This window comes from Micromonospora fiedleri, assembly GCF_016774385.1.
Classification (GTDB): Bacteria; Actinomycetota; Actinomycetes; order Mycobacteriales; family Micromonosporaceae; genus Micromonospora; species Micromonospora gifhornensis.
The window spans coordinates 569,849-585,658 of the sequence record NZ_JAETXL010000001.1 but is presented as its reverse complement, the minus strand read 5'-3'; the positions used below and the strand labels follow the sequence as shown (position 1 = coordinate 585,658).

At 70.1% G+C, this 15,810-nt stretch carries 10 protein-coding genes; 6 read left to right on the top strand and 4 right to left on the bottom strand.

From position 1 onward, the window contains the following. Positions 1-18 precede the first annotated feature (18 nt). The 3 genes from JMF97_RS02685 (at position 19) to JMF97_RS02675 (ending at position 4,497) form a co-directional block, all read left to right on the top strand. A complete protein-coding gene (locus JMF97_RS02685) occupies positions 19-1,794 on the top strand; it encodes an ABC transporter ATP-binding protein (protein WP_203220052.1) in 1,776 nt (591 codons plus the stop codon). Beyond that, positions 1,787-3,571: an ABC transporter ATP-binding protein gene (locus tag JMF97_RS02680; protein WP_203220051.1), complete on the top strand. Its 1,785-nt coding sequence runs from the start codon at positions 1,787-1,789 to the stop codon at positions 3,569-3,571. Before JMF97_RS02685 ends, JMF97_RS02680 begins: the two co-directional genes overlap by 8 nt. A 221-nt stretch (positions 3,572-3,792) precedes the next feature. Further along, entirely contained in the window at positions 3,793-4,497 is a 705-nt protein-coding gene (locus JMF97_RS02675; protein ID WP_238358506.1) for a dihydrofolate reductase family protein, read from the top strand. Positions 4,498-4,857: 360 nt separating this feature from the next. Here JMF97_RS02675 and JMF97_RS02670 read toward each other — a convergent pair whose 3' ends face one another. Continuing rightward, the gene (locus JMF97_RS02670) at positions 4,858-5,409 is read right to left on the bottom strand and encodes a flavoprotein (RefSeq protein WP_203220050.1); all 552 of its coding nucleotides are present in this window, start codon (positions 5,407-5,409) and stop codon (positions 4,858-4,860) included. Further along, positions 5,406-6,743, bottom strand: a complete 1,338-nt coding sequence (locus JMF97_RS02665; RefSeq protein WP_203220049.1) for a helix-turn-helix domain-containing protein — start codon at positions 6,741-6,743, stop codon at positions 5,406-5,408. The genes JMF97_RS02670 and JMF97_RS02665 overlap by 4 nt, the downstream gene beginning before the upstream one ends. A 425-nt stretch (positions 6,744-7,168) precedes the next feature. Between JMF97_RS02665 and amcA the strand changes: the two genes are divergently transcribed. Both amcA and JMF97_RS02655 read left to right on the top strand, forming a co-directional pair. Next, positions 7,169-7,339, top strand: a complete 171-nt coding sequence (gene amcA, locus JMF97_RS02660) for a multiple cyclophane-containing RiPP AmcA (RefSeq protein ID WP_203220048.1) — start codon at positions 7,169-7,171, stop codon at positions 7,337-7,339. After that, positions 7,329-7,682 (top strand): hypothetical protein, encoded by a 354-nt coding sequence (locus JMF97_RS02655; protein ID WP_307816737.1) that lies wholly within the window; start codon positions 7,329-7,331, stop codon positions 7,680-7,682. The genes amcA and JMF97_RS02655 overlap by 11 nt, the downstream gene beginning before the upstream one ends. 110 nt (positions 7,683-7,792) lie before the next feature. Here the strand turns inward: JMF97_RS02655 and JMF97_RS02650 are convergent, their stop codons facing one another. Both JMF97_RS02650 and JMF97_RS02645 read right to left on the bottom strand, forming a co-directional pair. Continuing rightward, complete coding sequence (locus JMF97_RS02650) at positions 7,793-8,104, bottom strand: DUF2610 domain-containing protein (protein ID WP_203220047.1); 312 nt, start codon at positions 8,102-8,104, stop codon at positions 7,793-7,795. Continuing rightward, on the bottom strand, positions 8,101-8,475 hold the full coding sequence (locus JMF97_RS02645; protein WP_203220046.1) for a hypothetical protein: 375 nt from the start codon (positions 8,473-8,475) through the stop codon (positions 8,101-8,103). Before JMF97_RS02645 ends, JMF97_RS02650 begins: the two co-directional genes overlap by 4 nt. A gap of 136 nt (positions 8,476-8,611) precedes the next feature. Here JMF97_RS02645 and JMF97_RS02640 point away from each other — a divergent pair, with 136 nt between their 5' ends. Further along, positions 8,612-15,766: an NACHT domain-containing protein gene (locus JMF97_RS02640; RefSeq protein WP_203220045.1), complete on the top strand. Its 7,155-nt coding sequence runs from the start codon at positions 8,612-8,614 to the stop codon at positions 15,764-15,766. The last annotated feature ends 44 nt before the right edge of the window (positions 15,767-15,810 follow it).

The following is a 15,810-nucleotide window of genomic DNA, read 5'->3' as shown; positions in this document are numbered from 1 at the left end:
CTGGTTTCGTCCGCCGTGATGATCCAGATCGCCGCGGGGATCCTGCCGGTCGCGTTCATCCTCGCCACCTCAGCCGTGGTCGCCCGAGTGCCGGACGCGGTAGCCGGCGGGCTCGGGTCGGCGGCCTGGAGCGATCTTCGGACCAACTTGATCCTCGCGGCGGCCGCGTTCTTCGGAGTGCAGCTGCTGCTGCCGGTACAGGAACTGCTCGGCAACCTGATCCGCCGTCGCCTCGACGATCTCGTCCGTGACCGGTTGATGGCGGCCTCCCAAGCGAGCGGCGGCGTGGCCGTGATGGAGGATCCGGAGCTGCTCGATCACGTCGCCGACGCCAAGGACCGGCTGCGGACCGAGATGTGGTCGCCTGGTGCCGCGGGTGCCGGTCAGATCGCGCTGATCTCGCGGTACCTGCAGACCGTTCTCGCTGCCGGGGTCACGTCGGTTGCCTTCGTGTGGTGGGCGGGGCCGGCTCTGCTCCTCGCGGCCCTGACGATCCGCTTCGGCTACCGGCTCGGCCTGTCGGTGTTCACCGAGGTCTTTCGCAGCACCGCCCGGCTGCGGCGCCGCAGCGAATATCTCCGCACCATGCTGCTCCAGCCCGCGGCGGCGAAGGAGTTGCGGGTCTTCGGCCTTCTACCTTGGTTGAAGCAGGAGTACACGACGGCCGCCATGGACGCCGTGCTCCCGGTCTGGCGGGCCCGACGCAGGCTGTTCTACGGCCCCTACATACTCTATGTTCTTGTCGCCTTCGTGCTGCTGGGCGCGCTGCTGACGGGAGCGGCTCAGGCAACGGCGTCCGGACTGCTCGGCTTGGGCGGGTTGATACTCGTATTCCAGGCGTCCCTGGCCGCCATGAGGATCGGCGGTTTCATCGCCGAGTCCGATGTGGCGACCGAGCAGGGCCTCAATGCCTACCGGTCGGTGGAGCGGATCGAGAGGATGAGCGAAGCCGACGCCCGCACCACCGAGAACGGCAGGGGCGATCCGGCGGGACTGCCCAGGACGCTGTTGCGATTCGACAAGGTGTCCTTCGCCTACCCGGGCGGGCTACCGGTGCTGAACGACCTCGACCTCACCATCGAGGCGGGCCGGTCGCTGGCGATCGTCGGCCTTAACGGCGCAGGCAAGACGACCCTGGTGAAACTGCTGGCCCGGCTCTACGAACCGACGGCCGGGACGATCACCGCTGACGGCGTCGACATTCGGACCTTCCCGGCCACGGCGTGGCAGCGCCGGGTTGCCGCCATCTTCCAGGACTTCACCCACTTCGAGCTGCCGGTGCGCGACAACGTCGCTTTCGGCGCGATCGAGTTGCTCGCCGAGCCGGAGCGTGCCGACAAGGTGGTCCGGGCCGCCCTGGAAAAGGCCGGCGCGGCGGATTTCGTCAACCAGCTCCCCCGCGGCCTGGAGACTCCACTGTCACGGCGATACGCCGGCGGCGCCGAACTGTCCGGTGGGCAGTGGCAGCGCATCGCGATCGCCCGTGCTCTGGTCGCCGTCGAGGGTGGCGCGAGCATTCTCGTCCTCGACGAGCCGACCGCCAACCTGGACGTGCGGTCGGAGGTGGCGTTCTTCGAGCGGTTCCTCGACCTCACCCGAGGAGTCACCAGCGTGGTCATCTCGCACCGGTTCTCCACGGTGCGCCGTGCCGACCGGATCGTCGTGTTGGAACACGGTCGCGTCGTCGAGGAGGGCACCCACGAAGAGCTGCTCGCCCTCGACGGCCGCTATGCGGAGCTGTTTCGGCTGCAGGCCGCGCGGTTCACCGAGGAAGAGGTGGAAGGCTGTGCATAGAGTCCTGCGCAGTGTCCGCGCGACGTTGGCGTCGGCGTGGCGGCTCAGCCCGGGAAGGCTGATCACCGCCGCCCTGTTGATGATGCTCGGCGCGGTGAGTGGACCCCTGCTGGCGCTCTTTCTGGGTGTGGCGGTCGATGCGGCCCTCGACCGGCGGACCGATGTCGCGGTCTGGACGGCGACGGCCGCCGCCGTGAGTATCCTGCTCAGCTTGACGATGGAGCACTTCGCCCACATCTTCTTCTTCGAGCTCGGTGATCTGCACAAGCAGGACACCGAACGCCAACTCGGCGACCTGGCGCACGGGCCGGTCGGACTGGCGCTGCACGAACGGGGGGACGCCGCGGATCGCTTCGAGCTGCTCCGACAGCAGTCGTGGACGCTGGGTCAGAGCGTGCAGACCGTCCTGACGATCGGGGTGCTGGTCACCCAGTTCACCCTGACCGCCGTGCTCCTCGCCCGCATCGAGCCGTGGCTGCTCCTGTTGCCGATCTTCGGTGTCCCCCCGTTGATCGCCGGGCGGCTGGCCGAGAAGCGGCTGGAACGTGCCGAACTCGTGACCGCCGAGTCGGCCCGCATGAGCTGGCACCTGTTCGATCTGGCCCTCAGCTCGATCGCCGCCAAGGAGATTCGGCTCTTCGGGCTCGGCGGAGAGCTCCGCCGCCGCCATGGGACGGTCCGCCGCGAGGTGGACAGCCGATTGCGCCGGGCTGAATGTGCTGGCGCGGCCCTGCGGTTCACCGGTCAGCTGATCTTCGCGCTCGGATACATCGGCTCCATCGTCCTGGTCGTCCGCGCCGCCATCAGCGGCGAGCGCACCGTCGGCGACGTTGTCCTCGCCATCACGCTGGCCGTGCAAACCAACGCGCAGGCCGCCGGAGCCGTCGCGCTCGCCCAGGCGCTGCAACGCAACGCCCGCGCCATCGGCTGGTTGAGCTGGATCCGCGACGCCACGCCGTCGGAACCCGGTCCGCCGGCTGACCAGGCGCCGCCCGCCGTCCTCGCCGACGGCATCGAGCTGCGTGACGTCGCGTTCCGCTACCCGGGCACCGATACCGACGTGCTGCAAGGCCTCAGCCTGCGCATCCCTTCCGGCACGATCGTCGCCATCGTCGGCGACAACGGCTCCGGCAAGTCCACCCTGGTCAAGCTGCTCTGCCAGTTCTACCGGCCCACCGCGGGTGAGATCACCATCGATGGCGCCGACCTGCGGCGGCTCGACCCGCTGGGATGGCGCCAGCGGATCTCCGCCAGCTTCCAGGACTACCTCCGGCTGGAACTGCGGGCCAGAAGCAGTATCGGCCTCGGTGACCTGCCGCGACTCGATGCACCGGGCGCGGTGGAGCGGGCAATCCGGCGTGCAGACGCTGAGGAGGTGATCGACCGGCTGCCGATCGGCCTGGAGACCTACCTTGGCAAGTCCTACGACAACGGCGCTGAACTGTCGGGCGGGCAGTGGCAGCGCATCGCGTTGAGCCGGTCGATGATGCGCGACGATCCGCTGCTGCTGTTGCTCGACGAGCCCGCCGCCGCCTTGGACCCGCTGACCGAGCACGCCTTGTTCGACCGGTACTCCGACGCGGCGCGTGACGTGGGGATCCGTACCGGCGGCGTCACCGTCTTCGTGTCACACCGGTTCTCGACCGTCCGGATGGCGGACTTGATCCTGGTCGTGTCGGACGGGCGGATCGCAGAGTCCGGCAGCCACGAAGAGCTTCTGGCGCTCAACGGGATGTACGCCGAGTTCTTCAGCCTGCAGGCGGCCGCGTATCGCTGATCACCAGGGCAATGAGCAAGGCCTGACCTGGTGGTTACCACCGGTCGGGCCTTTTCGCGTACGCGGGTTGGGACTTCCTCGCGGCAGGGCGTCGGATCCGGGCCGAGTCGTTCGTAGAACGGGCGAGAGGTGAAGACGTCAGCCCGACCCGTGATGCTTCGTTGAGCCAGCGGGCCAGAGGTCACATCCCGTGGGTCCTACGTGCGCCGGAAGGTAGAGGTATGGCAAAGCTGATCTACGTCAATAACGTGTCGCTTGACGGCTATATGGAGGATGAAAGTGGAGTTTCCGCTTGGTTTCTGCCCGACGACGAGGTGTTCGCGTTCATCACCGGCCTCGTGCGGTCGGCGGGAACCTTCCTATACGGGCGGCGTCTGCACGAGATGATGGCCGTCTGGGAAACCGACGCTGCTCTGGCCGCGCAGTCCGACCTCATGGCTGACTTCGCAACCGCCTGGCAAGCGTCGAACAAGGTCGTCTACTCCACGACTCTCACCGAAGTGTCAACGGCCGTCACCAGCTTGGAGCGCCGTTTCGACCCCGCGGCCGTACGCCAGTTGAAGGCCACGGCCGACCGTGACATCACCATTGGCGGCGCCAACCTGGCGGCGCAAGCCATCCGAGCCGGACTGGTTGACGAGCCAGTTGTTCGTCTGGCCCAAGGCCGTCGGCGGCGGCAAGTCGGGGCTGCCTACCGGCGGGCGCACCGACTTCGCGCTGCTTGGCGAACGCCGATTCCACAACGGCGTCGTTCACCTCCGTTACCGCCCACTCGGCCACTGAGGCGTGGTGGAGACGGGGTGGTGGCCGGTGCGGGTCGCGCCGTGGCGGCATCCACTTGGCAACCACTTGAAGCCGTATGGGTTGGTCGCCTGCACAGATCCCCTGCCGCTCCGTCGAGCGGTGTAGCAGTGACGGATAGGTGACAGAGACCTTCGACCGTCGGCGCCCGGAGAGAGGCGATCCCATCGAGAGAGAGACGTTGGTCGTGCAGCCATCAGTACAGCCAAGCCTGCGGGCGAAGTCGGCTTAGAAGGGCGGCCGGTCGCCGACCGCTACCCGATCCCAACGGGCCGCAAGATGAGCATCGCGAGCACGTCCACCGGGTAGGACATGGCGAGGCTAGCCTGAACAGGCCGGATCGAGTGACAGCACTCCTAATCCGCCGGATCGGGCTCGGGTCCAGCGGTGGCGCATCCCCTAGCAATGCTTGGCGCAGTTCCCGCCCGCCGGGTCTTCCGCGTACGAGAGTCCGGTTATGGGCGGTGCTTGTTCCCGAGTGCCGGTCACGATCTGCGCGCGAGTTGGCCCGCTGTTTCGAAAGCCATCGTCCAGGGGAAGGCTTGCTGCCGTTCATTGCCGCTGCCGGGCGGGTGTGGTTCCCATTGGTCGTCAGGTCCGAAAAGGACACGTATGCCTTCGTCGCGGAGGCTGGCTACGGCGCTCCGGAATGGTGCCCGCGCGGCGAGGGCGGCGTTGACGAACGGGACGATGACGGTCGGCACCTGCCTGCCGATCAGTTCGGCGACCGAGGTCATGGCGTAGTTGTCAGCAAGGCCGAGAGCGATCTTGTTGATCGAGTTGTACGTCGCGGGGGCAATGACCAGGGCATCTGTGATGGGCAGGGACCGTCGTTCGCTTGGGGATGCTCGGTAGCTGGATCTCACCGCAGCGCCGGTCAGCTCCTCGATCCCGGGCACGTCGATGAAGTCCATGGCGCTCGGAGTGGCGGTGACCGCGGCTGTCCAGGATTGCTGCTGCGCTGCCCTGACGAGGTGGGCCACGTCGGAAGCAGGGCCGGCACCGCAGACGACGATCTGGAGGTGACCGCCGGTCACAGCCGGATCCCAGCGCTCTGGGCGAAAGCGACAGCGGAGATCTGGGCCGAGCCGTTGGCACGCATGGCGAGGTCGCTGGCGATGCGCTGGACCGTCGGTCGGCAGCGGATCTCTTCGGGTGCCACCTCGTACGCGGTGCGCAGCGCGTTGAGGCCGTGCTCGTAACGTCCCCACTGGGTGTAGGCGCGTGCCACGTCGACGAACAGGGACGCCTTGCGCTCGGCCAGGGTCACCTTCTCCAACGCCACTGTGCGGGCGATCGCGATGGCTGTCCCGGCGTCGCCGAGGGTCAGGGCGATGTTGACTCGGTGCAGTTGGACGTTGGTGGCACCGAAGCCGGTCCACCGGTCGTTGCCGTCGTAGCCGAGGCGGGATGCCGCGCGGGTTGCCTCATCGAGCATCGTGTGTGCAGTGTCCCGGTCGTCGCGGCGGGCGGCGGCGATGGCTCCGCGCAGGACGAGGGCACCGTAGACAGCCACCGCATCGCTCGACGCTAAACGGGTGTCCCGGTCGAGCGACTGGGCCGCGTTTCCGGCGAGGGTCACCGCTTGGGCGTCGTGGCTGTTGCCCATGAGCGCATGGGTCATGATCCGAGCGCTTGCAGCGATCGCCACCGGGTCCTCGCTCAGAGCAGCGGCCCGAGCACTTCGTTCGGCCGCTATCAGGGCCATCCCGCGATCGCCCACCTTGAGCAGGACACTGCCGACGACGTGGTACAGGTCGGCAGCCAGAGCTTCGACCCGTTGTCGCTGCTCGCCCTCCGTGCCGAACTTGACCGGTTCGAGGCTGGGCAGCAGCGTCACGAGCCGATCGAGCACCCGCTCGTATCGGCATGCCTGGTAGTCGACCTTGGCTGCGGCGACGGCTCGGGTGAAGTGTGGGATAGACAGTGCCGCACTGTCCGAGGTCGTGAACGTGAACAGCGCGTCGAGTAGCGGCGCGACGTTGGGGGTGGCGGCGATGCCGATCGCCGCTCCGCGTAGGAGATCCCTGCGTCGCACGTCACCATCCGAGCCCGAGTCGCCATCACCGTCAGCGCCAGTATCCGCCTGGATATCAGCAGGCGGCCCGGCTGCATCTGCGGCTGCACCGCTGGTGCCTTTCGCGCGCAGGGCCTCGAAACGTTCCCGGACCTCAGGCGTCGCTCGGGACAGCACGGTGTCCAGCGCGGCCTGCATGTCCGCACGGGGGAGGACCTTGTCACCCCGGCTGCTCCATTTGGCGACGGTCCGCCGCGCCACGCCGAGGTGCTCGGCGAAGGCGGTCACGCTCATCCGCAACGCATTCCGCAGCGCATTCGCGTCCTGGCCGGTCCAGGTCGTCACCGTAGCCATCACACGTCCTTCCGGAACGGACAGTCACCGGTGGAGGTGATGGTAGCCGTACATAGGGTGACGGCTGGTGCACCGTCGGTGCACCGGCGGGACATTCCGTCCCTCCACCGCTCAGGACAACCTGGATGTGCCGACGCGCCGACCCCCAGCGGCGCGTCGGCAGGCCAGCGGCAATGTCACGCCAGGGAGATCGAGATGGACGCGCCTCACGGCGGCAGGTCGGAATTCGACCCGACGCACCGGCAAGTGCTCGCGCCGGGCGGTCCGTCGACCGTACGGGTGATTCCTCGTTCGCGTACCGCCATCGGGGCTGCGGGGGCGGGTGGCCGGCGGTCTGTTCCCTGCTGCTGGCCGGTGGCGGTGGGCTTGTCGGCGTGCCGGCAGGCCCACCGCGGGCCGAAGCCAGCGCGGGCCGGGAGGCGGCCATGACGGTGTATGTATCGCGGTACGCCGCGACCGGCGAGCTGACGTCAGAGGCCGAAGATGGACTTTCGGCGTCGACCCGGCCGGACCCGGACGACCCGCCACTGCTGACGCACGTTTGGCGGATCGTGTTCGAGCGGCAGGCGCGGCAGAACGACGCCGATGAGCGGTGACGGCATGCCTGCCGCCGAGGCCGGCCGGTCTGGGCCCGATTCCTTGGGACATCTGCCGTTGCGTCCGCTCTGGCTGTGCCGGACGTGCGGTCAACCCTGGCCCTGTGGACGGGCGAAACTCGACCTCCTGGCCAGCTACCGGAACAGCTCGCTCAGTCTTTTCATCTACCTGGCCGGCCTTCTGCACGAGGCAATCGATGACCTGCACCGCCTCGACCCGCGCTCCACCGGCGATGTCAGGGATCTGTTCGAGCGGTTCCTCGGTTGGCCGGCCCGGAGAGCCGCCCGTCACCCGGTCGAGGCCGACGAATCAGCCTCGGAGGAACCTGAGGATTCGCGGTAACGGGATCATCGTCAATCGCATCGACGCTGTCGGTGTGCAGAGAGCGGGGGTGTCGGGCTCGATCGCGCCGGGATGTTGGTCGATGTTGCTGTGCACCGGTCCCGTTTGGTTTAGGTGTCGGCGGAGTTGTTGTCAGTCTCGGTCGGGGCGGCGTCGTTCTCGTCCGCCGCTTCCGAGTCGCTGGTGGCCTCTTCCATCGCGTACGTGTACAGCTCCTCGAAGGAGACGTTGTTCTCCAACGCGCTCGTGAGCAGCGTCTCGAACGCGTCCATCACCTCTATCGGGACCGATCCGCCGCGTACGCGCTGTAGCCAGGCGGATTGTTGTTCAATCGGGTTGGTGCCGATTGCCGGCTCGCCGATGTGGAAGGTGAATGGCGCGTGTACCGTCCCGAACTGGCACTGGATCACGAAGGTAATCACCGGGCTGACTCTCCGTCCGCTCGGACGTCGACCTCGCCGATGGTGCCGGTGTTCGCGATGTTGATGCCGCCGGTGTTGCGCTGTTCGACCGTGCCGGTCTGCGGGAATGGCGCAGGGGACTCGTCGATGCGGGGCGAGCCATCCTGTTCGGCGGGAGGTGTTGGTTCCGCGTCGGTGGGTGTCTGCTGTCGGGTACGCGTCACAGCGACCGCGGCACTGACCACGGTGATCACGAACGCTCCCAGACCGGCCCACCAGCTCGCGCGTTCGAGCCCTTCGTCGACCAGGAAGATCACGCCGATGGCCAGCAGGATGGCACCCGCCAGCACATAGACCGTGACCCATCCGGCGGCTCGTCGACTACCCCACATGTCTCCATCGTGGCCTGTCACTTCACCGGCTCGGTAAGCCGTTCGGTCAGTAATGGTCGCGCCACGTATGGTTGTGCGGTCTCTGCGCGCCGGGTTTTCTGAAGCGGTGACACCGCCGCAGGATGATGTGCCACCCGTGAGTCAACCGCAGCAGCCGCCCGCCGATGCTCTCGCCGGGGTGCTTCGCCACCTGTCCGGCGGCACCACCGGCGCCACCGGGCAGGCCAACACGGGCGGTACGAACATCGCCAACAGTGGTGTCATCGAACGTCTCACGGTGGCGTTGTCGGCCGCGCCTCCGCAACCATCGACCACCGCCTTCGTCAGTTACCCGGAGAGCGACCGGGACTGGGTGGAGCAGTCGCTGTTGGCGGCGCTCGATCCGTTGCCGATGCAACTCTTCTACTCCGGCGGTCACCTGAGTCAACCCGATGACTGGGAGATGGTGTACGCCGTCATGGACAAGGCGTCGCTGCTCATCGTGGTGGGTCGGGACAGTTCGGTGGTGCGTGACCGTCGGGTGCGCGACCAGGTCGCCTACTGGCTCGACAACCATCCGGACCGCAGTGGGGTGGTGCTGGTCGGCCAGCCGGACAGTCGGCCTGAGGCGATCGACCATCGGCTCGCCGGCCTGCCGATGGTCGCGATGCCGGTCGGCGAGGTGACCGCGGCGTCCCGGGCCGCCGCCGACGACCGGCTGGTCCGGGCCATCCGTTTGACGCCGCGTGCCGAGCCGGTCGCCACCCGGGACCGGGTGGTCGACGAGGATGCGCTCGGGCCGGTACGCGACGCGTACCTGCGGTGGGTGTGCCGGACGCACGGTGCCATCGACACCGTCGTCGCCGGGGTGTCGGTGACGATGCCGCTGGCGCAGTGTCCGCCACCAGGTCCGCTGGTCCGCGACGGTTCGTCGGGCCGGACCCGGAGCACCGAACTCGACCATCTGCGCAGCCGGGCCCGTCAGGTGGCCGGGGACGGCGGTACGACGCCGGACAGCGGGGCCGAGTTCTCGGTGCTCGCCGACCGGCCGCTGCCGACGTACCTGTCACCGACCCGGTCGATCGACCGGCTCGACCTTTCCGGGCTGCCGGAACTGTCCCCGGGCCGACTGGCCGGCACCGTGTGGCGGGCGATCGTGCTCGGTGAGCCCGGCAGCGGCAAGAGCAGCATGGTGCGTCGGCTCGCGTACGACACCGCCGCCCGGCAGCTCGCCGACGACGGTGAGCGCGACGAGGTACGGCGGTTGCCGGTGCTCTGCCGGGCCGCCGACCTCGCCGTCGGGCTGGCCGGTGCCGAGGAGTCGGCGGAGGGACTGGCCGCCCTCGCCATCCAGCTCGGCTGGGCCGGTGCGCTCCCGACCGACCCGGCCAGCGGCGACCGGTTGCCGCCTGACGAGCTGGCCAGGCTCGCCCGGGTCGCGTTGCGTGGCCGACGACTGGTCCTGATCGTCGACGGTCTCGACGAAGTGCCCTCGCTGGCCGATCGTCGGTCCGTCGCCGCCGCGCTGGACGTCTTCGCCGCCTCCGGGGGTGTCCGGCTGGACCATCCCGCCCGGGCCCCCGGCAATCAGACGATCATCACCAGCCGGATCGCGGGCTACTACGCCGCCGCGCTCGGCGACCGGTTCGAGCAGTTCCTGATCGGCCCGCTCGACGGTGACGGGGCCGCCGCTGTCGTCGACTACTGGCTCGGCGGTTACTTCGCCCTGGCCCGGGTGCCCGAGCTGACCCAGGTGCAGCGTCGGACCGAGATCGAACAGCTGATCACCGGCGGGGGTGCCGCCGTGCGGCAGCTCGCTGCCAACCCGTACCTGCTGGTGTCGTTGGTTTCGGTGGTGTTGTCCGGGCTTTCCGGGCGTCCCGGTGTGCGCGGCGACCGGTGGTTGCGGGTGGATCTCTACACCGCGATGGTCGAGCATGCGGTGCGACGGGGCGGGCTGCGTTTTCCCGACGTGCCGGTCGACACGCTGATCCGGCTTCAGGCTGCGGTCGCGTACCAGATGCACGACGTGTCGCGAAGTGGGCTCATCGACCGAGCCAGGCTCACCCAGCTGTGCCGGCGGGCGTTGGAACTGCTCGGTGAACCGGCGCCGCCGGTCGCGGCCGAGCAGGTGGATCCGGTGATCGCCGGCATCGACCTGCTCACCGCCCGCGGGCAGGAGCTGTACGGGTTTCGGCACCTGACCGTGCAGGAGTACTTCGCGGGCCGGTGGCTGATCGATGCCGGGACGGTGGACGCGATCGTCACCGCCATCGGCGACCGCCTCGGCGATCCGCGTTGGCTGGAAGCGGTCCGGCTCGCCCTCGGGCAGCTCAGTCGGGTCTCCGAGAGCGTCTTCGCGTCGGTGGTCGACAGGCTGCTCGCTGGGCCCGGCAGACGGCTGGCCGCCGAGATGCTCAGCCACAGCCTGTCCGACATCGCCGGGCTGCGCCGGCAGCACCTGCGGGCACTGGTCCAGGTGGCGGTGCAGACCGAGGCCGAGCTGACCGGCACCGTCGTCACGCTGCACCCGGATGGTGCCCGGATGTTGGCGCCGCTGCTGCGCTGGACCGTCAGCGTGCAGGGCGACACCGCACCTCGACTGATCTGCGAAGCTCTCTGCGAGCACCTGCGCGACCCGGCCCCGGCGATGGCGGCCGCCGCCGCCCGGCTGATCGACGCGTTGCGCCTCGACAACCGATCGGTGGTGCAGGCGCTGCTGGAGGCGCAGTACCGCGACAGCGCGGACCACGGCTGGCAGGTGACCCGGGCACTGCTCACCGTCCTGCATCGGCGAATGGCCGCGATCGGCGGCGGTGACCCTGAGACCGTCCGGGCCGGGCTGGATGCGGAACAACGAGCGCTTGTCGACACGATGGTCAGGGTCGCGCCGCCGACGATCGCCGCGGGCAGCGGCCGACGCCGGGCCGGCATCCGTGCCGCCACCACGATCGGCGTACGCAACCAGATGCGGACGGCCCTGACGACCGAAGCGGTGTTGCGCGAGCGGGTCGGCAGTGACCTCGGTTGGCTGCGGGTGCTGCTCTGCCTCTACGGCGGCATCCCCTTCCTTGACATGATCCACTGGCTGCGTCGCCAGGACGAGGCGGTGTCGGTGTTCGCCGCGCCCACCAGCGAGCCGGCGGAACGCTACCGGGCGGCGGTCCTGCTCGACACCCTCATCCGACCGGCGATCGCAGCCCGTGGCCCGCGTCCGGTGGCGTTCCGCCCGGAACAGATCGCGATCGACAGCCCACTGACGGATCACCTGCTGACCTGGCTGCGTGCAGGCGTGCCCGGTCACGACCTGCCGGATCTGCTCGCCGGCATCCTCACCGATCGTCGAGCAGATCCGCAGGTACGCGGGGACGCCCTGGCCGCCTGGCTGGTGCTGGACACCGGTGAGGCTCAGGTCGGCGCCACGGCGCCGTTCGTCGAGCCGGTGAGCGAGGAAGACATCGCCACCGTGGAGGCGGTTCGGCGGCGGGCCCGGTGGCGGCTGGGTCGTACGGACATGCTGCTCAGCGACGCGCTCGCCGGTCTGAACCCGCTGGCGGCCGGTGCCGGGTTCACCGGTGACGCCTCCGGCGACGTGTTCGGGGAACCCTTCACCGGCCTGTTCCCGGACACGTTCAGCGACGTGGTCCGTGCACTGTGGATGATCGGAACTCCTCGGCCCGACGGCGACTCGACGAGTCGGCCCTTGTCGGAGGAGTTGGCGCTGGCGGTCTGCGGGGCGAACGACGACAAGGAGTACGCCCTCGCCGTCACCCTCGACGTCAAGGGGCGGGACATGGTCAACGTCGCGGGCGGCCTGGCCTCGGCGCTGGCCGACGTGGCGCGGACCGAGTCCGTCGCCGCTGCCGGCACCGACGACTGGCGGCTCGACCCGCTCTCGCCGCCCGCCGGTGATCTCGCCGAGGCGCTGACGGTGCTCGCGGGTCTGCATCCCCGCTGGGGCTTCCTGCGGTGCTGGTGTCTGGATCGGCTCGCCGAGCAGATCATCGCGGAAGGATTCCGCACCGAGGCGGCCTGCCTGGCCTTGGAGGTGCTGGTCACCGACCCGCCCAGCGCCCGGCGCACCCTCGAACGCCTCGGCACGGCCGCCGGCGGGTCGACGGCGGAGCACAGCGACAAGCACGAGGAGACCGGTGACGTCGAAGCGCAGCCGGGCGACGCACCGTTCGCCGGCAGCGGGCTGCCGGGTGACCCGGTGGCGCTGTCCCGCCTCGACCGGTCGAGCGGACGGTCCGGATCCGCGTACGCCGAGCTTCGCGGGCGGATCCGGCTCGCGGCGTTGCTCGGCGACCGGTGGACCGTGCGGGTCCTTGACGAGGCGCTCGGCGGTCTGACCGACGCACATCAACGGCTGCGGGCCATCGAACTCGCGGTGGGCGAGCGGCTGGTCGCACCGGGACCCGAGCTTCTGGAGCGGGCGGTGGCCGCGGCCCGGCAGGTCGACGACCCCGCCGCCCGCGCCAGTGCCCTGGCCCGGACCGCCCGGTGGACCGACCTGGACACCGAAGAGGGACTGTTGCGCGAGGCGCTCGTCGCGCTGCGGGGTGCGCCGCCCGACGAGGTTGCCCGCGTGCTGTCGGCCCTGCCGCCGCCGACGAGCGACGAGACGCGGGCCCTGCGCCGACGGTGCGAGGCGGTGCTGACCTTCCGTCGCCAACGCAGCATCGCCCGCGGCGACGCGGCGGGTGCGCTGCTCAGCCACGACCGGCTCGACCGGGACGCGGACACGGTGCAGGCCTGGGCCGCGCTCACCACGGCGATGCTGTGCCGACGCGGCCTGGACCTGCTCCGGGACACGACGGGCTGGTTCACCTCGGAACGCGCCGCCTGGTCCGCCCTGTCCGACCTCGAACGACGACCCGCCGCGCTCGCCGCCCTCCGGGCGCGGGCAGCAGCCGGTGTGACCGCCCTTCGACTGGAGAAGGAGGCGGTGGCCGGCATCGACGCGCTGCTCGCCGCGGAGCAGGTCGACGACGCCGTGGAGCTGTTGGCCGCCGGCCGGGCCACCACTGCGGTGTCGCGCCTGCGTCGGTGGCGCGAGCATCCCCGGGCGGACCTGGCGGGGGTGGCGACGCTGCTGGCGATCGAGTCCGGCGAACTGGATCCACCTGCCGTGGCCCGCCTGGCGGACCTGCTCCGCAGCGAAGACGACCGGATCCGGCTGCGCGCCCGAACCGCCATCGCCTCGGTGTCCCGAGGCGGGCAGGGGCCACCGAGGCTGCGGGCCAGCGCGCTCGGCGCGGAGTCGATCGTCGCACTCGTACGGCTGGTCTGCGCGGCACGCGATCGTCACCCGCACCTGCACGGCGACCTGTCGTGGGCGCTGGCCGACATCGTGCACGACGCACCCGGCGTGCTGCGGTCGGCGCTGGACCTGCTCGCCGGGGAACCGGCTGCCCGGCGGCGGCTCCTCGTCGCGCTCCATCACCTTCGCCTGCCGGTCCTGGACATGCTGCTCGCCGAGTTGCCGCGGCTGCCCGACGAGGAGCAGATGGAGCTCCTGTGGGCGTTGCAGACCGTGGCCTGGACGCCGAGCCGCTTCGGGATGGAGGCCACCCGGCTGCGTCGGGCGGCCGGCGCGGCCCGACGGTGCGTCAACGAGAGCGGCGACGGGCCGGCGGCACAGGCGTTGCGCCTGCTCGGGCTGATCCTGCCGGTGACCGGCCTCTCCGTCGACGCGCTGCTCGGCGAGGCGCTCTCCGGTGACGGGCTGGCCGAAGCCGCCTGCGACGGCCTCGGGTTCCTGTTGCACCGGGCCCGCTGGGAGGCGCCGGAGCTGGATGCCGCGGAGGCGGTCACGGAGCTGTGGCTGCTCGCCCGTGATCCGCACGAGCCGATCGCGGTCGCCGCGTTGACCGCGTTGGCCCGCGCCGGGGTGACCATCGAGGACGACGTCTCCATCGCGCCGGACCTCGTCCTGCGCGGCCTTGTCGGGGCGGTGGACCCGTTCGTGGTCGGTGACCAGTGGCTGGCCGATCTGCGGCGGGCCGCGCGTTTCGTGTTGCACGGTGCCCCGGTGGGGGAGGGCGCCGACCCGAACCCGTTGCTCGCGCTGCTGCTGGAGCAGGTCGTCGCGCAGCTCGTGGAGCAGGCCGAGGCGCCCGACAGGCCTCGCTGGAATGCCGGTGCCGACTACCTGTCCGTGCTGTACGCCGTGGCCGTGCAACAACCGGCGGCGCTGCGGGAGGCGGTCGCCGGTGAACCCCGTGACCTGCCCGCCCTGCTGCTGACGTTGCTGGGGCACGAGCCCGGGTGGGCGACCCGTAGTGTCGCCGGCGCGTTGCTGGCCATCCTCGGCGACGGTGACGCGCCGTCGCTGCGGACGCTGCTGGACATGGCCTGGGACACCGACGCGGTCGGGGAACGGGTGCTCGGGTCGTTCCGGTGGCTGGACCGGGTCACCGAGCAGGGCCTGGCGGAACTCGTCCGGGCCACCGCCGACCCGTTCGTCGCCCGGGCCTACTTCGCCGTGCAGATGCTCGCCGCGCTCGCGAGGCAGGGTGTGTTCGGGCCGGACGAGCAGCGGACGGCGTTGGCCGCGGTGGCCGGCGCGATCCGTCGTCCGGACGCCACCCGGCACGTCCTGCTCGAACGCGACGGCCGGATCAGCAGCCTGGGCACCTTGGCGGATGCCTGCCGGCAGGCCATCGGCTGGATCGAGTCGGACCGGCGGTTGCGTGAGTCGGAGGCGGTCCACGCCGGTGTGGTGCTTCCGGCCGAGGGTGTCAACGGGGAGCCCGTCACGCTGCGGCTCACCGGCGAGGTGCCGATCGACGAGCCGGTCCGCTACCAGATCGACTATCTCCAGCAGACCGAGAGCATCGAGCTGCCGGCCGCGCTGACCCAGCGACTCGGTGCGGTCACCGCTGCCGCCGCCGGTGCCAAGGTGCCGCTGGTCGCCCTGGTGCCGTCGGCTGCCGATGGCCCGGGTCGCGGATCCGGCTCGCCGCGAGCGGCCGGCGAGCAGGGTCAGGGACGCCTGGCGAAAGCCGCGGCCGAGAGCAGCGGAATGCCGAAATCGTCGCTGCTGCTGGTCCTGGGTCGGAACATGGCCGGCGAGGGGGTCTACAGCTATCTGCGGGTATCGGAGCAGCAGATCGAGGATGTCAGGGCGGCGCTCGACTCCCGTCGGCCGTTCACGCCGGGGGACTACGGGACGGTGGTCATCAGCGGCCAGGGCAAGCCCAGCACCGAGGTGATCGAACTCGTCGGCGTGCCCGACTTCCTGATCCAGTTCAACGAGCCCACAGCGGCGGCGTCGACAGCCGCAGACCCGCCGGCCGATACCGGGTAGCACCGGAAAGCACCTCAACCGCGAGGCCGGACGCCGGCCGGAGC

Coding starts and splice junctions, on each gene's coding strand:
- JMF97_RS02685 (WP_203220052.1), top strand. CDS start 19: ATGATCCAGATCGCCGCGGGGATCCTGCCGGTCGCGTTCATCCTCGCC.
- JMF97_RS02675 (WP_238358506.1), top strand. CDS start 3,793: ATGGCAAAGCTGATCTACGTCAATAACGTGTCGCTTGACGGCTATATG.
- JMF97_RS02665 (WP_203220049.1), bottom strand. CDS start 6,743: ATGGCTACGGTGACGACCTGGACCGGCCAGGACGCGAATGCGCTGCGG.
- amcA (WP_203220048.1), top strand. CDS start 7,169: ATGACGGTGTATGTATCGCGGTACGCCGCGACCGGCGAGCTGACGTCA.
- JMF97_RS02655 (WP_307816737.1), top strand. CDS start 7,329: ATGAGCGGTGACGGCATGCCTGCCGCCGAGGCCGGCCGGTCTGGGCCC.
- JMF97_RS02645 (WP_203220046.1), bottom strand. CDS start 8,475: ATGTGGGGTAGTCGACGAGCCGCCGGATGGGTCACGGTCTATGTGCTG.